At 66.3% G+C, this 18,770-nt stretch carries 18 protein-coding genes; 11 read left to right on the top strand and 7 right to left on the bottom strand.

What is annotated here, in order from left to right; all coding sequences use genetic code 11:
* Positions 1-15 precede the first annotated feature (15 nt).
* From IWX65_RS06045 to IWX65_RS06065, 5 genes are all read left to right on the top strand, one after another.
* A complete protein-coding gene (locus tag IWX65_RS06045; protein WP_196881533.1) occupies positions 16-2,514 on the top strand; it encodes a helicase-associated domain-containing protein in 2,499 nt (832 codons plus the stop codon).
* Positions 2,507-4,147, top strand: a complete 1,641-nt coding sequence (locus tag IWX65_RS06050) for a DNA repair helicase XPB (RefSeq protein ID WP_196881534.1) — start codon at positions 2,507-2,509, stop codon at positions 4,145-4,147. Before IWX65_RS06045 ends, IWX65_RS06050 begins: the two co-directional genes overlap by 8 nt.
* Positions 4,148-4,217: 70 nt before the next feature.
* A complete protein-coding gene (locus IWX65_RS06055; protein WP_442859167.1) occupies positions 4,218-4,928 on the top strand; it encodes a response regulator transcription factor in 711 nt (236 codons plus the stop codon).
* Between the two features lie 12 nt (positions 4,929-4,940).
* A complete protein-coding gene (locus IWX65_RS06060; protein WP_334683692.1) occupies positions 4,941-6,410 on the top strand; it encodes a sensor histidine kinase in 1,470 nt (489 codons plus the stop codon).
* A 101-nt stretch (positions 6,411-6,511) separates the two neighbouring features.
* The gene (locus tag IWX65_RS06065; RefSeq protein ID WP_196881536.1) at positions 6,512-6,802 is read left to right on the top strand and encodes a WXG100 family type VII secretion target; all 291 of its coding nucleotides are present in this window, start codon (positions 6,512-6,514) and stop codon (positions 6,800-6,802) included.
* Positions 6,803-6,877: 75 nt separating this feature from the next.
* Here the strand turns inward: IWX65_RS06065 and groL are convergent, their stop codons facing one another.
* Positions 6,878-8,515, bottom strand: coding sequence for a chaperonin GroEL (gene groL, locus IWX65_RS06070; RefSeq protein WP_196823047.1), 1,638 nt, complete (start codon positions 8,513-8,515; stop codon positions 6,878-6,880).
* A gap of 352 nt (positions 8,516-8,867) precedes the next feature.
* On the opposite strand from groL, the gene IWX65_RS06075 reads away from it, so the two are divergent.
* A complete protein-coding gene (locus IWX65_RS06075) occupies positions 8,868-9,416 on the top strand; it encodes a TM2 domain-containing protein (RefSeq protein WP_196881537.1) in 549 nt (182 codons plus the stop codon).
* Between the two features lie 58 nt (positions 9,417-9,474).
* Here IWX65_RS06075 and IWX65_RS06080 read toward each other — a convergent pair whose 3' ends face one another.
* Together IWX65_RS06080 and IWX65_RS06085 are read right to left on the bottom strand one after the other, a co-directional pair.
* Positions 9,475-10,074, bottom strand: a complete 600-nt coding sequence (locus IWX65_RS06080; RefSeq protein ID WP_196881538.1) for a LytR C-terminal domain-containing protein — start codon at positions 10,072-10,074, stop codon at positions 9,475-9,477.
* A gap of 26 nt (positions 10,075-10,100) precedes the next feature.
* The gene (locus IWX65_RS06085) at positions 10,101-10,403 is read right to left on the bottom strand and encodes a DUF3263 domain-containing protein (protein WP_196881539.1); all 303 of its coding nucleotides are present in this window, start codon (positions 10,401-10,403) and stop codon (positions 10,101-10,103) included.
* Positions 10,404-10,540: 137 nt separating this feature from the next.
* Here IWX65_RS06085 and IWX65_RS06090 point away from each other — a divergent pair, with 137 nt between their 5' ends.
* Entirely contained in the window at positions 10,541-11,260 is a 720-nt protein-coding gene (locus IWX65_RS06090; RefSeq protein ID WP_196881540.1) for a uracil-DNA glycosylase, read from the top strand.
* Between the two features lie 23 nt (positions 11,261-11,283).
* Here IWX65_RS06090 and IWX65_RS06095 read toward each other — a convergent pair whose 3' ends face one another.
* Together IWX65_RS06095 and IWX65_RS06100 are read right to left on the bottom strand one after the other, a co-directional pair.
* The gene (locus tag IWX65_RS06095) at positions 11,284-12,975 is read right to left on the bottom strand and encodes a threonine/serine exporter family protein (RefSeq protein WP_196881541.1); all 1,692 of its coding nucleotides are present in this window, start codon (positions 12,973-12,975) and stop codon (positions 11,284-11,286) included.
* A 43-nt stretch (positions 12,976-13,018) separates the two neighbouring features.
* Positions 13,019-14,092, bottom strand: a complete 1,074-nt coding sequence (locus tag IWX65_RS06100; protein ID WP_196881542.1) for a lipid II:glycine glycyltransferase FemX — start codon at positions 14,090-14,092, stop codon at positions 13,019-13,021.
* Between the two features lie 199 nt (positions 14,093-14,291).
* On the opposite strand from IWX65_RS06100, the gene IWX65_RS06105 reads away from it, so the two are divergent.
* The 4 genes from IWX65_RS06105 (at position 14,292) to IWX65_RS06120 (ending at position 17,890) form a co-directional block, all read left to right on the top strand.
* Positions 14,292-15,296, top strand: a complete 1,005-nt coding sequence (locus IWX65_RS06105; protein WP_196881543.1) for an aldo/keto reductase family protein — start codon at positions 14,292-14,294, stop codon at positions 15,294-15,296.
* 8 nt (positions 15,297-15,304) lie between these two features.
* Entirely contained in the window at positions 15,305-16,150 is an 846-nt protein-coding gene (locus IWX65_RS06110) for an NAD-dependent epimerase/dehydratase family protein (protein ID WP_196881578.1), read from the top strand.
* 76 nt (positions 16,151-16,226) lie between these two features.
* Positions 16,227-16,652 carry a hypothetical protein gene (locus IWX65_RS06115; protein WP_196881544.1) on the top strand — a complete coding sequence of 142 codons (426 nt, stop codon included), beginning with the start codon at positions 16,227-16,229 and terminating at the stop codon, positions 16,650-16,652.
* Positions 16,653-16,801: 149 nt separating this feature from the next.
* Positions 16,802-17,890, top strand: a complete 1,089-nt coding sequence (locus tag IWX65_RS06120; protein ID WP_196881545.1) for an alkene reductase — start codon at positions 16,802-16,804, stop codon at positions 17,888-17,890.
* On the opposite strand, the gene IWX65_RS06125 is transcribed toward IWX65_RS06120, so the two are convergent.
* The gene (locus IWX65_RS06125; RefSeq protein WP_196881546.1) at positions 17,887-18,417 is read right to left on the bottom strand and encodes a hypothetical protein; all 531 of its coding nucleotides are present in this window, start codon (positions 18,415-18,417) and stop codon (positions 17,887-17,889) included. The two genes, IWX65_RS06120 and IWX65_RS06125, sit on opposite strands and share 4 nt — an antisense overlap.
* A 10-nt stretch (positions 18,418-18,427) precedes the next feature.
* Entirely contained in the window at positions 18,428-18,640 is a 213-nt protein-coding gene (locus IWX65_RS06130; RefSeq protein ID WP_196823058.1) for a hypothetical protein, read from the bottom strand.
* Positions 18,641-18,770 lie beyond the last annotated feature (130 nt).

Genomic DNA, 18,770 nt, shown 5'->3' on the forward strand with positions numbered 1-18,770 from the left:
GGTAATCTTGAGGCAATGTCCGCAATCCGTGCCCTGGCCGAGCAGCTGGCTTCCCGCACCGACTCCGAGCTGCGCAAGCTCCTTTCAGCGCGCCCCGACCTGATCCTTCCCCCGGTACCGGACTTCCCTGCGCTTGCGGCTCGGGCCTCCACGCGTGGCAGCCTGCAGCGGGCGCTCGAGAACATTGCAGTACCGCAGCAGCAGGTACTGGAGGCGGTGCTGGTGGTTGAGGATCCTGCCGCCCCCGAGACGGGAATCGGGCTGGCCCAGCTGAAGGACGCCTTCGGGGAGGCCGACGCCGACACCCTCCGCACCATTGCCGACCAGCTCTGCGACCTCGCCCTGCTGTACCGCAGCGCCGGGGATCCGGCAACGTACCTGCCCGTGGGCTCCCTCGGGGATGCTCTGGGCCCCTACCCCGCAGGCCTCGGCCGCCCGTTGAAATCCCTGGCGCGGAGTATCCCCACGTATGGCCCGCGGCTCATCGAAGCGGTATCGGTGGTGGGCCGGACGCCCGGCGAGCGGGAGCCCGCCGGGCCGGTCCACATGCCGGCCTCCGCCGCCGAAGCCCTCGAGAAGGTGATCAGTTCGCCGTCGGCCTGGGCTGCGCTGATGGCGTCGGCCCCCGAGGGCACGCTTGCCGTGCTTGAACGGCTCGCCGCCTCGCCCGTGGGCGCAACGCCCGAAGGAAGGGGCGGCGATACCTCCTCCCCTGTCCCGTGGCTGCTGCACCGGGCGCTTCTCGCCCCCCTGGACGCGAAGCACGTCGAATTGCCGCGCGCGGTGGGACAGGCAGTGCGGGGGCACACGGTCTTCCCCGTACTCGGTGCCACGCCCCCTGAAGGAAACCGGCTGGTGATCCGCGGGGCACTGCGGGACAACGCGGCTTTCAGTGCCGTCGCCGAACTGCTGCGCGGATTGTCGGCACTGCTGGCCGCTGCCTCGACAACCCCTGTCGCGACGCTCCGTTCGGGTGGAGTCGGGGTCCGGGAGCTCCGCCGGCTCACCGAGTCCCTGCAGTGCGAGACCAGGGACACGCCGTGGCTCCTTGAACTGGCCGCCGCAGCAGGCCTGCTGACCCTCGACGTCGATGATTCCCGGTGGAAACCATCGGAGACCGCGTGGGACTCCCGCAGCCGGCATGAGCAGTGGCTGATCCTTCTGCGCGGCTGGCTCGAGCTGGACCGCGCGCCGTCGTTGACCGGTTCGAAACTTGCCGACGGCAGCGCCATCAACGCGCTCGCAGCCGAAGGGTCGAGGCCTGATGCCCCCCTCGTTCGCCGTCGGCTGCTCACTGCCGCAGTAGAGCTGGCGGGAAGGCCTGCCGGCGAAGAACCGGATGTCGCGCAGTCCCTGCCGACCGCCGGCTTCGCTGTGCAGGACCTTGTCGAGTGGCTTTCCTGGCACCAGCCACGGCTTCGACGGCGCTTCGAGCGCCTCGTTCCCGGAATGCTGACGGAGGCCGCCGCGCTGGGGCTTTTCGGAGGCGGCGCACTGACCCCCATCGGCTTCCTCGTGGAACAGGGTCTCCTCGATGACGCCGCAGCAGCAGTCGGGGTGGCCCTTCCCGCCCCGGTGAGCCGTGTCGTCCTGCAGGCGGACCTCACCGCCATCGCCCCTGGCTACCTCGAACCCGCCGTGGCGCGTGAGCTGCTGGTGCTTTCGACCCCCGAGGGCCAGGGGCCCGCCTCCACCTACCGCTTCTCGGCGGATTCCATCCGGCGGGCGCTCGACGCGGGCCACGACGCCGCGTCCATCACCGCCTTCCTCACCGAGCATTCCGCCACCGAGGTGCCGCAGGCCCTCACCTACCTCGTCGAGGACACTGCGGGCAGGTACGGCAGCCTCCGGGTGGGACGGGCCGCCAGTTATGTGCGGACCGAGGACGACGCCGTCGTGGCCGCACTGCTTGCCGACCCGCGCGCGGCCGCCCTCGGGCTCGTCCAGCTGGCCCCGACGGTGATCGCCTCCCCGGCGAGTCCCGCGGAGCTGACCTCCCTCCTGCGCGACCTGGGCTACGCGCCGGCACCCGAGGTGCGCCCCGGGACACCGGGCCGCGGCACGCGGCGCTCCCCGGACGGGCCTCATCCCGACGACGCCGCCTCAGCCGTTCCGCCACCGCCACAGTCGCCGTCGTCCTCCTCGTCCGCGTCGATCGCGGCTTCCCGCGCACGGCTCAACCCGTGGTCGCTCAGCGAGGAGGAGATCGAAGCGCAACTGGCCTCCCTGCGGCTCCGGGGCACCGGCCGGGTGGACCGCTCCCCGGGACAGGGGCAGGAGAGCGAGGTTCTCCTCGGGCTCGAAACCCTGAGGACAGCCATCCGCCGAAAAGTACCGGTGCGGCTGGGCACTGCCGACAGCCAGGGGAATTCGGTCCGGCAGATCCTCGTTCCCCTATCAGTGTCCGGAGGCCGGGTGCGGGTATACGACCCGCAGAAGCAGGTGGAGAAAGTTGTCTCGGTGCACCGGGTCATGGATGTGGAAATAGTGGAGGGAACACCGACCGATGACTGACGGTCCATTGATTGTGCAGAGCGACAAGACCATCCTGCTGGAGGTGGACCACGAGCTGGCAACGGAGGCCCGGCACGCCATCGCTGCCTTTGCCGAACTCGAACGCGCACCCGAGCACGTCCACAGCTACCGTCTCACCCCGCTCGGCCTGTGGAACGCGCGGGCAGCAGGTCTCGACGCCGAGCATGTGCTCGACACCCTGCTCAAGTACTCGCGGTTCCCGGTTCCGCACGCACTCCTCATCGACATCGAGGACACCATGTCGAGGTACGGCAGGCTCCGCCTCGAGAAGGATGCACAGCACGGGCTCGTACTGCGCACCACCGACTACCCCGTGCTCGAGGAAGTGCTTCACGCGAAGAAGATCCAGCCCCTCCTGGGCCCCCGGATAGATGGCGAGACCGTGGTGGTCCACTCCTCGCAGCGCGGAGCGCTCAAGCAGCTCCTGCTGAAACTGGGCTGGCCCGCCGAGGATTTCGCCGGCTATGTGGACGGGACTCCGCATCCTATCGACCTAAAAGAGGACGGCTGGACGCTGCGGCCCTACCAGAAAATTGCGATGGAGAATTTCTGGTCCGGGGGATCAGGAGTGGTGGTCCTTCCCTGCGGTGCAGGAAAAACGATCGTGGGCGCCGCCGCCATGGCCACCAGCAAGACCACCACCCTCATCCTCGTCACCAACACCGTCTCCGCCCGGCAGTGGAAGGACGAACTGTTGAAGCGGACTTCCCTCACCGAGGACGAGATCGGCGAATACTCCGGCGCCAGGAAGGAGGTCCGGCCGGTGACGATCGCCACCTACCAGGTCCTGACCATGCGCCGCGGCGGCCTGTATCCGCACCTCGAACTGCTCGACGCCAACGACTGGGGCCTGATCGTCTACGACGAGGTGCATCTGCTGCCCGCCCCGATCTTCAAGATGACCGCCGACCTCCAGGCGCGGCGCCGCCTTGGGCTCACCGCCACCCTCGTCCGCGAGGACGGCCGGGAGGGCGAGGTTTTCTCGCTCATCGGCCCGAAGCGTTACGACGCGCCCTGGAAGGACATCGAGGCGCAGGGGTACATCGCCCCGGCGGACTGTGTGGAGGTGCGCGTCGACCTCCCCCGGGATGAACGGGTCGCGTATGCAATGGCCGACGACGGCGACAAGTACCGGCTGTGCGCCACGTCCGACACCAAGTCGGCCGTGGTGGAGAAGCTTGTCGCCGCGCACTCCGGCGAACAGCTCCTGGTGATCGGCCAGTACATCGACCAGCTCGATGATCTCGGCGCCCGCCTCGACGCCCCCGTCATCAAGGGCGAAACCCCGGTGAAGGAACGCCAACGGCTCTTCGAGGCCTTCCGGCAGGGCGAACTGAGCACCCTCGTGGTGTCCAAGGTGGCCAACTTCTCGATCGACCTGCCCGAGGCCTCGGTCGCAATCCAGGTATCCGGCTCCTTCGGCTCGCGCCAGGAGGAGGCACAGCGCCTCGGGCGGCTGCTGCGTCCGAAAGCCGACGGGCGCGCCGCACGCTTCTACACTGTCGTAGCCCGTGACACCCTCGACCAGGATTTCGCAGCCAAACGGCAGCGTTTCCTCGCCGAACAGGGCTACGCCTACCGCATCCTCGACGCCGCAGGGCTGAGCGGATGACGGCCGGCCAGCCGGAGGCGTTCAGCGTACTCCCAGCGGATTCCCAGAGAGCGGCGGAAGAATGGCAGGCGTGAAGAGAACAGGCCCCGAAGCGAAACTGCTGGTTGTTGACGACGAACCGAATATCCGCGAACTGCTCTCGACGTCCCTGCGCTTTGCCGGGTTCGACGTCGTCGCCGCCGCGAACGGGCGTGAAGCCCTTGCCGCAGCGGAAACCCACAACCCGGACCTCGCAGTGCTCGACGTGATGCTGCCGGACATGGACGGTTTCACCGTCACGCGGCGGCTACGGGCGGCCGGACGCCACTTCCCCGTCGTCTTCCTCACCGCACGGGACGACACCGACGACAAGGTCACCGGACTGACCGTCGGCGGCGACGATTATGTGACCAAGCCCTTCAGCCTCGACGAGGTGGTGGCCCGCATCCGCGCGGTGCTGCGTCGCACCCAGCCGATGGACGACGACGACGCCGTCATCCGTGTGGCTGATCTCGAGCTCGACGACGACGCCCACGAGGTGCGGCGGGCCGGCGAGACGATCGACCTTTCCCCCACCGAATTCAAACTGCTGCGGTACCTCATGATGAACCCCAACCGGGTGCTCTCGAAGGCCCAGATCCTGGATCACGTCTGGGAGTACGACTTCAACGGGGATGCGTCGATCGTGGAGTCCTATATCTCCTACCTGCGGCGCAAGATCGACCGCAACCCTGAAGCCGTCGCGCTCATCCAGACCAAGCGCGGTGTGGGGTACCTGCTGCGAACCCCCGACAAGCGGTAGGTTTCCGACCCGGTGATTCGGCGCTGGAAATCGGCCTCGCTGCGGACGCAGCTCGTGGCCATCACGACCCTGCTGATGGCGGTCGCCGTCGGCATCACCGGTCTTGCCACCGTCTCGCTGCTGCGGGACGGCCTCATCGAACGCATGGACACCGACCTCGAGTCCAATGCACAGGTGGTGGCACGCACCTTCTACGCATCATCACTTCCCGGCGACGGCGCCCTCCTCCGGTTCTACGGCGCGATCCTCGACTCGGAGGGCGAGGTGATCGGGGAAACCCAGTTGCCCGACGACGCTGACGCCCCGGACCTCGACGGCTTGTCGGAGGAGCGCATCCGGCAGGTCGACCGGAGTGGTTTCGAGGTTCCCGGCACCCACTCGACGAGTCAGGGCTGGCGGGTGAAGCTGATTCCTTTCAACAATCAGGAAGGGCACCTCGCCGTCGCGTCCCCGCTCTCTACGGTCAATGACTCGGTCCAGGAGGCGGCCGAAATCATCTTCACGTCGGGGCTCCTGACCACCGCGGTCGCCTCTTTGATCGCGTTCGCCGCCGTCACCCGCCAATTCCGGCCCCTGGCGAGGGTCGAGCGGACTGCAGCGGCGATCGCCGCCGGTGATCTTTCCCGGCGCGTCAAGGTGGAGCGGCCCGCTACCGAGATCGGCAGGCTCTCCCGGTCACTCAACGCAATGCTCGCCCATATCGAAACGGCCTTCGCCGCGCGGACCGCGTCGGAGCGCAAGATGCGCCGTTTCGTCGCAGACGCGTCCCACGAGCTCCGGACCCCACTGGTCACGATCCGCGGCTTCTCCGAGCTCTACCGGCACGGCGCCCTGGAGAAGGACGAGGACGTGGCAGCCGCGATGGGCCGGATCGAGAGCGAGGCGATCCGCATGGGCCAGCTCGTGGAGGACCTCCTGACGCTCGCGCGGATCGACGAGCAGCGGCCGCTCGACGCCAAGCCGGTCGACCTCATGGTGCTGGGCAATGACGCCGCCCTCGACGCCCGCGCCATCGCCCCCGACCGACGAATCACTGTGATCGGGCTCGACGGCGGCAAACCCCAGCCCGCGCCGACCATCGGGGACGAGTCACGGATCCGGCAGGTCGTGGCCAACCTGATCACCAATGCGCTGAGATACACCCCGAACGGCACGCCCATCGAGATTGCGGTCGGCGTGGCACCCGTGCTGTCCGGGCACAGCAACTCGGTGCTCGAAGTGCGGGACCATGGACCAGGCATTTCCGAGGAGGACGCCGCCCGCGTCTTCGAGCGCTTCTACCGTGCGGATTCCTCCCGCCACCGGCAAACCGGCGGCACCGGCCTCGGCCTGGCTATCGTGGCGGCTCTTGTCGCCCAGCATGACGGGACGGTGCGGCTCGAGGAGACTCCCGGCGGCGGAGCCACACTGTCGGTTCGCTTTCCACACGCGGACGGTCTGCCGTCGACGGCGTCGGAATCGTCCTCTGCCGCTGATGCGTGAGCGCCGCTTTGTCCACATCCTGCCGCTGGGTCCCCTGCCGCGGCGCTTCACTGCCTACCGTCGGGTGACAGGACATTTCCTAGCGAACCGGGAGCGGACCGATGGCATTCTTCACTGTGGACACCGACAGCCTGGCGGCGAAAAGCAGCCAGGTACAGGGCACGATTCTCCGCCTGCAGTCCGAGGTGAACAGTATGCAGGCGGGACTTCGTGAACTCGAGGCACTGTGGGGCGGACAGGCCTCGGCGAACTTCCAGCAGCTCATCACGCAGTGGCGCGGCACCCAGGCACAGGTGGAGGAATCCCTGGTGGGAATCAATGAAGCCCTGGCCATCGCCACGACCCAGTATGCGGAGGCTGAACTGAGTAACGCGAGGTTGTTCCTGCACTGAAACCCGACACGAAAAAGGCGGCACCCGTTTCGGGGTGCCGCCTTTGTCAGATCAGCGCGGAACGGCTGGGAGGGACTAGAAGCCGCCCATTCCGCCCATGCCGCCCATGTCGTCTCCGCCGCCGCCGGCGGGAGCAGCCTTCTCGGGCTTGTCCGCGACAACGGCTTCGGTGGTCAGGAACAGCCCGGCAATGGATGCCGCGTTCTGCAGGGCGGAGCGCGTGACCTTTACCGGGTCATTGACACCGGCGGCCAGGAGGTCCTCGTACACGCCGGTTGCAGCGTTGAGGCCATGGCCCGCAGGCAGTCCGCGGACCTTGTCCACCACGACGCCCGGCTCGAGGCCGGCGTTGAAGGCGATCTGCTTCAGCGGGGCGTCGATGGCGACACGGACGATGTTCGCTCCGGTTGCCTCGTCACCTGTCAGGTCGAGCGTGGCGAATGCCTTGGCGCCGGCCTGGATCAGTGCCACGCCGCCACCGGCAACGATGCCCTCTTCGACGGCTGCCTTGGCGTTACGCACTGCATCTTCGATGCGGTGCTTGCGCTCCTTGAGCTCAACCTCGGTTGCGGCTCCGGCCTTGATGACTGCAACGCCGCCGGCGAGCTTGGCCAGGCGCTCCTGCAGCTTCTCGCGGTCGTAGTCGGAGTCGGAGTTGTCGATCTCGGCGCGGATCTGGGCCACACGGCCGGCGATGGCGTCGGCGTCGCCGGCACCTTCGACGATCGTGGTCTCGTCCTTGGTGACAACCACCTTGCGGGCGGTGCCGAGCAGGTCGAGCGTGGCGTTCTCGAGCTTGAGGCCGACTTCCTCGGCGATGACCTGGCCACCGGTGAGGATGGCGATATCGGCCAGCTGGGCCTTACGGCGGTCGCCGAAGCCTGGAGCCTTGACGGCAACGGACTTGAACGTGCCGCGGATCTTGTTCACGACGAGCGTGGCGAGAGCCTCGCCCTCGACGTCCTCGGCGATGATCAGCAGCGGCTTGCCGGACTGCATGATCTTCTCGAGGACGGCAACGAGGTCCTTGACGTTCGAGATCTTCGAGTTGACGATCAGGATGTAGGGATCCTCGAGGACCGTCTCCTGGCGCTCTGCGTCGGTGACGAAGTAACCGGAGATGTAACCCTTGTCGAAGCGCATGCCTTCGGTCAGCTCGAGCTCGAGGCCGAAGGTGTTGGATTCCTCGACGGTGATGACGCCTTCCTTGCCCACCTTGTCGAGTGCTTCGGCGATGAGGTCACCGATCTGCGTGTCACCGGCGGAAATGGAAGCCGTGGCCGCGATTTCCTCCTTGGTCTCGATTTCCTTGGCGGAAGCCAGGAGCTCCCGGGTGACGGCGGCAACTGCCTTCTCGATACCGCGCTTGAGGCTCAGGGGATCGGCACCGGCTGCTACGTTGCGGAGGCCTTCCTTGACGAGAGCCTGCGCGAGGACGGTGGCGGTCGTGGTGCCGTCGCCGGCGACGTCGTCGGTCTTTTTCGCAACTTCCTTGACCAGCTCGGCGCCGATCTTCTCGAACGGGTCGTCGAGTTCGATCTCCTTGGCGATGGAAACACCATCGTTGGTGATCGTGGGGGCGCCCCACTTTTTCTCGAGGACGACGTTGCGGCCGCGTGGGCCGAGCGTTACCTTGACGGCGTCAGCGAGGATGTTCAATCCACGCTCGAGGCCGCGACGGGCCTCTTCATCAAAAGAAATGATCTTGGCCATAACGGCTTAGGTCCTTTCGGGGACGGTTATGCATGTCAGCATACGAATGCCTACCGATCTGCGATGCCCGCGACGGACGGGATGGGCCGGGAACGATCTCTTTACGTCCCGGCGTTCACCCTCACCACAGAGGTCTGCCTGCTTCACCCGGTACCCACTGCTTAGCAGTCAACCGGCCCGAGTGCTAACTCAATAATTAGCACTCCGGCAGGGCGAGTGCAAGCCGGGATCGCGGTGGTGACGCCCCCGGGCCGTCCCTGAGCCGCTCCGGAAAAAGACAGGGACCTACCCGATGGCGTGCGGCATGAAGGAGGCATAGGTTGGGGTCGGACAGCACAACAGGAGGAGCGCAGTGTCAACGAACCCAGAGCACCAGCCGGACCCCTTTTCGGAGCCGGACGGGAGGAAGCAGCCCGAACCCGGGTCACCACCGGACGCCGGTCGGCCACGAGAGCCGTATCCGTCCGGTTTCGACCCCTCCGGCGTCCACCAGCCCGGCTCGTACGGGTCAGCTCCGCAGCAACCTGATCCCTACCAGCAGCAGGGTCCCCACGGTCAGGGGTACCCCGGACAGCCTAATCAGTACCCACCGAATCAATACCAGCACGGCCCGTACCAGCCGAATCCTTACCAGCAGGGCCCGTATCAACAGGGCCGCTACGGTCAGGGGTACCCCGAACAGAAATCACGGCTCGTTGCAGGGCTGCTCGGCATCCTCCTGGGATCGCTCGGCATCCACCGTTTCTATCTGGGCTATACCACCATCGGCGTCGTGCAGATCATCGTCACCTTCGTGACCTTCGGATTCGGAGCGCTCTGGGGGTTCATCGAGGGCATTCTGATCCTCGTGGGAGCACAGTCGTTCAGCAGGGACGCACGCGGCATCCCCCTCAAGGAGTAATACGCCGAAGGAGTAACACACCGTCCGGGACCATTGCCGGCCGACCGGGCGAGGGTTCCTATCGGAAGTCCGGTCCAAGCACCGCCGTGATCAGCGGCGCGGCGTCGGGGCTGGCCATCACGGTTGCGATGCCGAGGTCAGCGGCGAGTTCCTGGGCGGCGGGCTGCTGGTCGGCGCCGCCGTAGAAAACCGTGGACGCCTGAACCGGCGGCCCGGCCCAGTTGCCGGCAATCGCCCCGGACCATCCCTCCGCCGCGAGGCGGCCGGCCGCGGTCGTGGCGAGCCCTACTGTTCCGGTGGCGTTGAGCACGTTGAGGCCCTGGCTTCTGTCAACTGCACCCGGGGAGGCTTCCCCCGGTGCAGGCGCCGGGAAGGTTGACGCAGATTCCCCGGAGCCCGCCTCTGCAGGATCCGAATCCGGGGTAGGGATCCCGGAGGCGTCCGCTGCCGAAGCGGTGCTGCCGCTGGGCCCCGCCTCCAACCCGAGCCGGGGAAGCAGAAAGTAGGCGGCGAGTCCCACGAGCAACGCAAGCACTCCCACGAGGATCTTCAGCGCGAGTCCACTGGAACGGTCGGGCATCAACCGCTCACGGTGGACTCCCTGCCGATCGACGCTGATCGGAACTTCGTCGAACTCGTCCGCGGGATATTTCGTCATATGCGTGTGCGGTCCTTGGCTGCTGGTCAGATGTCGACGCCGAGCCGGCGTGCCGAGCGGGCACGCTGCCTGGTTGAACGAAGTCTACGCAGCCTTTTGACAAGCATCGGGTCGTGCGCGAGCGCCGCCTCCGTGTCGATCAGCGCATTGAGAATTTGGTAGTAGTGGGTGGCTGACATGTTGAAAAGCTCCCGGATCACCTGTTCCTTCGCGCCCGAGTATTTCCACCATTCACGTTCGAGTGCGAGCATGCGCCGGTCGCGGTCCTCGAGAACGAGTGCATCGGTAGGTGAAGGCGGGTTGCCCGACGCACCCAGTGCTTCACCCATCGACTCCACCGCCCCAATCCGTCCATTACAGGAATTCCCGTCACTGCCTCTGGCAGGACCACCTATCCATGGTAGTTGCGAATTTCAACAGTGTCATTTGAAGGGTCTGCCCACGTCTGATCGGCGAGAATGGAACCATGGAATCCGACGATGGCCTTGGCGTCAGCCCTTTCTCCTTCGCCGCTCCGACTCCTATCAGGGAGTTGATGGCCCCTGACTGGGCCGAGGCTCTTCATCCTGTGGAGCCGGCGCTGCACCGCCTCGCCCGAATCCTCACCAGGGACGTCCGCGCCGGGCAGCGGATTCTTCCGGAGCCCCCGAACATCCTCCGCGCCTTCAGCTATCCGCTGGCGAAGGTCAAGGTGGTCATCGTGGGGCAGGACCCCTATCCCACCGTGGGCCATTCGGTGGGTCTTGCGTTCGCCGTCGATCCCAGGACGAAGCCCCTGCCGCGGAGTCTTGTCAACATCTACCGGGAACTGTCATCGGACCTCGGCCGAACAGTACCGGCCTCCGGTGATCTCTCCCTTTGGTCGGAGCAGGGTGTCCTGCTGCTGAACCGGGTACTGACCGTGCGGGCCGGCGAGTCGGCCTCACACCGGAACCTGGGCTGGGAGGAAGTGACCGATGCCGCGCTGACGGCCCTCATGGCCCGGGGCGGGCCGCTCGTGGCCGTCCTGTGGGGCAGGGATGCGTTGAAGATGAAGCCCCTGCTCGGCGATACCCCGACGGTGGAATCCGCTCATCCCAGCCCGTTGTCGGCGTCACGGGGGTTCTTCGGGTCCCGGCCGTTCAGCAGGGTGAACGAACTATTACGGCTGCAGGGCACCGAACCGGTCGACTGGCTCGGCAGCTGAACCAGGAACCGTCGCGAGTCAGCTCAGCGACGACGGCTCCGCTGTCGCTCGTTGCTGCTGAGTCCCTGGGTGAAAGGTCTCGCGAGGTTGTCACCGAGCACCACTCCACCCGCGATGGCGAGGATCACGGTGAGTGCATTGAAGAGCCCGATCGCGCCGTCGTTCACCATCACCGGATCGAGGGTCAGGGAGTACATCGACCGGAAGATCGTCAGCCCCGGATAGAGGAACATGACCGCGGGCACCGCCACCACCAGCTGCGGCGCCCCCATCCGTAGCGCGACGATCCGCGCGAGTCCTCCAATCAGCACCGCGGCGAGCGCCGGCGCCAGGCGGTATCCCACCCCCGCATTGACGAGGGAGATCCACAACAGGTATCCGGCAACACCGACCAGGCCTGTCGGGACCACGAGCTTGACGTCGGTCTGCTCGGAGACGCAGATCATCGCCACGGCGATGAAGACGAGGACAGCCACCACTGGCCACGGATAGACGGTTCCAGGGGATTGCAGGATGTCGAGCGGCGGAATGCCGATCATGGAACCGACGACCAGGGCTACGGCGATGCCCGAGACCACTCCACCGAACACCAGGACGGCTGAGAGATAGCGGCCTGCAGCGGTCACGGGGAATCCGTTGATGGCGTCCTGCGTGGCTGAGACCAGGCGCCCGGTGGGAAGGAGGAGCAGGATTCCGCCCACTACCACCAGCGAGGGCGCGATCGGCAGCTCCAGCCACCAGAAAAGCATGGCGATCAGGGTGACCATTCCGGCCGACGTCGCCACGGCGAAGAACTCCGGAACGCGCCACTTGCCGAGCTGGCGGGACAGCAGATCCACGAGGATGCAGCTGCCCAGTCCCAGGAGGGAACCGAGCGGTCCTCCGCCGATGAAACCCACGATCGCGGCGGCGAAGATACCGAAGGCCGCCGTGACCATCCAGCGGGGGAAGGGCTTGGGCCGCCTGGTGATGATCTCGAGCCGCTGGCTTGCTTCCGGACGTGATACTCCGCCGTCGGCAATATCGGAGACCAGCTGGTGGATGGCGGTGAGGCCGGCGTAGTTGTTGGTCCACGAACGCACCACGCGCAGCACGGTGGTGGGCGTCTGGTCCTTGGCCGAGTAGTTGAGGACCACCGACTGGTTGGTGATGTCCACTTCCACGTGGTCCACGCCGAAAGCTGCCGTGACCGCGATGATGCTCGTCTCGACTTCGAGGGCCCCTGCCCCGTACCGGAACATCGTCTCGGCGAGGCTCAGGGCAAAATCGAGGGTCTTGCGGACGCTCGCGTCGGGCCCGGCGGCCTGGACCATCGGGTTCGCATAGGGGCTTCCGGCAAGCCGCTCCACAATGCTCATCGCCTGGGTGGGAGGCGCCTCCCCCTGGACGAGCCGCCTCAGCATGTTGCGCGCAGCGGCGTTGGACCGGTCCGGGCGGACGGCCCGCGGCGTGGTCGGCAACGCATCGGTGGGGCGGGAGCCCGGCTGCCGCTGCCGGGCCTTCGGTGCCGCTTTCTGCTGCACCTTCGGCGCCCTTGGCGGCCGCGAGGCGGGCTGGATCTTCGGTTTCACTTCCGAGCGCGGAGTCGCCGCCAACTTCTCCTTCTCGGCGTCGGACGGGTCGAAGGGCCGCTGGATGACCGGCAGCGACTCCGCCATCGGCGAAGGATTGGTGGTGGGCGAATGGCCGTCTCCGGGCCCAGTGCCGTCTTTCATGGTTAAACCCCTTGTGCGTGTTTCTCCCCTCGGGGCTGCCCGCTCAGTAAAACGGCTGGTGGTGGCGCCGCCAATAGACCTGCCGTGCAACGCGTTCCCCGGCGATATTCCACAGGCGGTACTTCCGGGGACTGATCACGGCGTCGTAGCACCCGATGAAATCGGTCACGGTCTTGGTGAAGCTCGTCTTGAACAGTCCGAGGCCGTGGTGGGGGTGGGACGGGTCCTTGAGCTTGTCACTGGGTGGCGTCCCGCAAAAGTCGTACTCCACGATGCCGTGCTCGGTCCGGAGATCGTTGATCGCGGTCCACTGCAGCAGATGGGAATCGCCATACTGGGAACGCCCGGGTTTCGACCCGCCGTCCTTGTAGGTTCCCTTGGTTCCGTAGTTGAGTACGAAGGCACCTACTGATGCCTCGCCGTCCTCGTAGACGAAGTACAACCGGCCCTGGCCCGCCTTCGCGAAATTGTTCCAGAACCTGCTGTAGTACTCGAAGGAACGCAGCCGCGCGCTTGACCGGTCCTCTATATGGGACATCAGGCCGTACATGATGCGGAAATTCTCCTCGGTGGGCTCCACCCGGTGCGCTTCGACGCCCTCACGGATGGCCCGCCGCACGGCATTCCTTCCCCGCGAATGGAGGTTGCGCAGCAGCTGGTTCGGCTCCGCCGTGGTCTCGAGGATGGCGGTGTGGTCATTGGGCTGCAGGTCGAAGGTTTTCTGGAGACCGGCCCCCCGGAAGATGTCCCGGGCTTCCGGGGTGTCCTCGATGTCCGGCTCGATCTTTACCGCGAAAACCGGGAGCTTCGAGCGGGCGATGAACTCCCGGATGGCGTCAACCGCTGCGGGCATCTGGTCGGCTGTCTCGACTGCCGGCCCCTTGATGAGGTACCAGAGCCGCCCCAGGACGGGGAATGACTTCTCCAGCACGAGGTTGTAGCTCGAATAGTCTTCCGACTGGAGCACCAGGAACAGCGGCTTCCACCCGTGGTGGGATTTCACCTCGGCGAAGGAGGCGGACTGCAGGACGTTGCCGCCGGCAGGGTTGGCCGTCACATGGGAATCCCAGTTCTCGCGCTCTGCGTTTGTGGCGAACCGCGCCGTGAAGTTGACCAAATTTCCTCTATCAGTGGGGTGCGGCCTGGAACGCGCAGGACGATCAATGGCGGGGTACCAGCGGGAAGAACGCAGTCAACTGTACCGGGTACGGGCCCGGCAAACCTCATTGCCGCTCCGCTGTACCACGGTTTTCGGGGAGGTCCGGCTCCCCTCCGCACGCTATGCGGGGTGCGCCTGCATGGCTAGCATCGGAGGCATGGACTTCAGATACCTTGGAAACAGCGGACTCAAAATTTCGGAGATCACCTACGGCAACTGGCTGACGCACGGCTCCCAGGTGGAGAACGACGTCGCCACCCGGTGCGTGCGCGCGGCGCTCGATGTCGGCATCAGCACCTTCGACACGGCGGACGTGTACGCGAACACCGCCGCGGAGACGGTGCTCGGTGAGGCGCTGAAGGGTGAGCGTCGCCAATCCCTTGAGATCTTCACCAAGGTGTGGGGAGCCACCGGACCCAAGGGACACAACGACGCAGGGCTCTCCCGCAAGCACATCCTGGAGTCGATCAACGGCTCCCTGGAGCGGTTGCAGACCGACTACGTGGATCTCTACCAGGCACACCGCTACGACTTCGAAACGCCGCTCGAAGAGACCATGCAGGCCTTCGCCGACGTGGTCCGCCAGGGCAAGGCGCTCTATATCGGCGTCAGCGAATGGACGGCTCAGCAGATTCGCGACGGCTCGGCCCTCGCGAAGGAACTCGGCATCCAGCTGATCTCGAACCAACCCCAGTACTCGATGCTGTGGCGCGTCATCGAGGGCGAGGTGGTACCCGTCTCCGAGGAACTCGGTCTGTCGCAGATCGTGTGGTCGCCGGTGGCCCAGGGCGTGCTGACCGGAAAATACCAGCCGGGGCAACAGCCGGAAAAGGGCACCCGCGCCTCCGACGACAAGGGCGGCGCCGACATGATCAAGCGGTGGATGGACGACGACGTCCTGACCGGCGTGCAGAAGCTCCGACCCATCGCCGACGGTGTCGGCCTCACCATGGCGCAGCTCGCCATCGCCTGGACCCTGCAGAACCGGAACGTCGCCTCGGCGATCATCGGTGCCTCACGGCCGGAACAGGTCGAGTCGAACGCGGCGGCGGCCGGCGTCGTCCTCGAATCCGACGTGATGACGGCGATCGACGATGCCATCGGCTCCCTGGCCGAGGCGGACGTCTCGAAAACGAAATCCCCCGATTCGCGGCCCGCCTGATGGCGGCTCTGCGGGTCGCGGTGACCGGCGCCACCGGCAAGCTCGGACGCAGCGTCACCCGGGGACTGCGGGGGGCGGGGCACCTGGTCCTTGAGCTGGACCAGCACGGCGAACGCGGCCCGGAGTTCCTGCGCATCGACCTGCGGGACTACGGCCAGGTGGTCGACGCCCTGATGGGTGTGGACGACCGCTCCGACGGATTCGACGCCGTGGTGCACCTCGCCGCCATCCCGGCACCGGGCATCCACGCCGACGTTGCGACCTTCTCCAACAACATGATGTCCACCTACAACGTTTTCCAGGCCTGCAGGAGGGCTGGCATCAAGCGTGTGGTCTACGCCTCGAGCGAGACCGTCCAGGGCCTGCCCTTCGACGTCGATCCGCCCTACATCCCCGTGGATGAGGAGTATGCGGCACGGCCGGAGAGCACCTACTCGCTCGTGAAGCACCTCGAGGAACAGTTGGCGATCGAGCTGACGCGCTGGGACCCCGAGCTGAGCATCACGGCACTGCGCTTTTCCAATGTGATGGACCCTGAGGACTATGCCGCCTTTCCGTCGTTCGACGCCGACGCCACCCTGCGGAAGTGGAACCTGTGGGGGTATATCGATGGCCGGGACGGCGCCCAGGCGGTGTTGCGTGCCCTCGAGTCCGCGGGTCCGGGGTTCGACCGCTTCCTCATCGCGGCCGCCGATACCGTGATGAGCCGCTCCAGTGCCGATCTGGCGGCTGAAGTATTTCCCGGCGTCGAGATGGTTCGCGAGGTGGGACAGCATGAAACCCTGCTCTCGATCGACAAGGCGCGGCGCGTCCTCGGATTCGATCCGCAGCACAGTTGGCGGGACCACCTCTGACCGGTTGTCCCTTCCGGAAGATGATCAGTAGGCTTAGTAACGAAGTGAACGCGTTCGACCGACGAAAGGCGCAACCATGACTGAGCAGAACCTGCCCGATGAGGAACTCACGATCGTAGGCGCAGAGCCCGAGGTGGCGAATGATTCGCTGGCCCCGGAAGCATTCGACCCGGTGCTCGAGGGGAATCCGGACGATTACCCGGAGGCCGCAGAGAACAATCCGGACCGCTGGCAGGAGGATCCGTTGCTGCAGGACGACCCGGCAGCGGCGCAGATCGGCGAGGAAGGCTACCTCAGCGACCAGACCCTCCGCGAGGAAACTGCCGAATCCCGTTACGAGCAGGGTGAGGAGCAGATTCCGCCGGGTGAGCCGATGCTCGGCGAGGCCGCAGCCGACGTCGACTTCGGAATGATGGAGGAGGACGACGTCGACGCCAGCGATGATCCTGCCAACCGCGGCGGTGCGCCTCTGAGCCACCTCGACGAAGAGGACGTCCGATAGGCGGAGGCAATCCGCCCCGGCAGGGACAAGCCAGCGGGGACGAGCCTGGGGGACAAGTGGAACAGGCCACATCCGGAATACTCCGTGGAGGTGCTTGGTTGGCGAAAGGAGGAACACCACAGGCCCCGGCATTTACGGAAAGAGCTCCCATGAAACTGTTCTCCCCTTTGACCCTCGGCGAGATGACGCTGGCCAACCGCGTCGTCATGGCACCCCTCACCCGCGTGCGCTCGGGAAGTGAGGGCATCCCCGGCCCCCTCGTCGTCGAGCACTATCGCCAGCGGGCCTCCCTCGGCCTGATCGTCAGCGAGGGCACGTACCCCAGCCATGCCGGCCAGGGGTTCCCCGGCCAGCCGGGCCTCGTCACCCCAGAGCAGCTGGCCGGATGGAGGAATGTCACCGACGCCGTGCATGCCGGGGGCGGACGCATCGTTGCCCAGGTGATGCATGCCGGACGCGTCACCCACGAAGACACCAACGGCGGATACGAGGTGGTTGCGCCCAGTGCCATCGCCATCGCCGGTGAGACCCGCACCTCCAAGGGCAAGAAGCCATATCCGGTCCCGCACGCCCTGGCCACGGACGAGCTGCCGTCGATCATCGCGGAATTCGTCACTGCATCACGAAATGCCGTGAACGCCGGGTTCGACGGCGTGGAGCTCCACGGAGCCAACGGCTACCTGCTCCACGAGTTCCTCTCCCCCGAGTCCAACCAGCGCAACGACCAGTACGGCGGAGCACCCGAGAACCGTGCACGCTTCGTCGTCGAGCTCACCCACGCGGTGGCCGAAGCGATCGGCGCGGAAAAGGTGGGTCTGCGGATCTCCCCGGCCCACAACATCCAGGACGCGCTGGAGACGGAACTGGACGACGTCCAAGCCACCTACGGTGCCCTTGTGGACGGCATCGCTCCCCTGAAGCTCGCCTACCTCAGCGTCCTCCATGCCGCGCCCGCAGGTGCTTTCATCCAGGACCTGCGTCGACGCTTCGACGGGCCCATGCTGATCAACAGCGGCTTCGGCATCATCACCACCCGCGAGGAGGCGCTCGCCATCCTCGATGACGGCGTGGGTGACGCGGTGGTCGTCGGTCGTCCGGCCATTGCCAATCCGGACCTGGTCCGCCGCTGGCAGGATGACCTTCCACTGAATGAGCCCAACCCGGCCACCTTCTACAGCACCGGCGCCGAGGGCTACACCGACTACCCGTTCTACGACGAGGCGCTCAGCCGGAACTAGGCCTGCCGGCCCCGCACTGCACCTCGGCGACCGCCTCCTTCGGGGGCGGTCGCTTTTGCGGACCGGATCCAAGCCGCCATCGCGGACCAGCGCACCACGAGCAGTCCGGCCAGGAGCGCGGCAGCCGCGTGGGCATGCAGCAGAATCATTGCCTCGGGCGAGTGCCCTGCGGCGCCACCCGCCGGGACCGGCACCGGTGTCTCATGGTGATCGGATATCTCCGCCTCGGGCACCCCCGTCGCGCCGGATGCGCCGCCGACGGCCAGACCGGTGAACGCGCCATGGAGTACCTGCTGGGAAATCGCGAACAGAGCCAGAACCGCCCAGGTGGGGAGCCTGCGGACAGATAGTATCGTCGCTGCCAAAGCGGTCAGGACGGCGAGTCCGGTCAGGAGCTCGGGGGCGGGAAGGGATCCACCGGACAGAACATGGGCAGTTCCGGCCAGCAGGAACGTACCCCCGCCTGCGCAGCACGCCGAAGCGACCCGCCGTGCACGCGAAGCCCTGCCCCGGGTTTGTACGGGCATGTCCTGCGGCCTAGTGGACAGCGTCGATGACCTGCCCGTACGGCACTGTCTCCGAAACTTCGGCCTGGCGATGATGGGCCACCCGGCTGTTCACCAGAATGCCGTGAAGGCCCTCGGCGACCGACTGCTTCATCGCCATCAGAACGGTTTCACGGAAGCCTTCGTCGACGGTGCTGAGGTACTCGACGTAGGCCGGCGGGAAATTCGTTGGAACCTGAGTCATAGCAGTTACGCTACTCGCGCAGCGTGCCCCTTCGCTCCCCCATTTTTCAATTGGAGAATTTCCGGAGTCGGCGCTTCTCAGCGGCCCTCCGCGGTGATAGACCATAAGTGTCCTTACTTGTGCCGAACGG

Origin of the sequence: Arthrobacter sp. CAN_A214 (genome assembly GCF_015751955.1) — a bacterium.
In the GTDB taxonomy this organism is placed as follows: domain Bacteria; phylum Actinomycetota; class Actinomycetes; order Actinomycetales; family Micrococcaceae; genus Arthrobacter_D.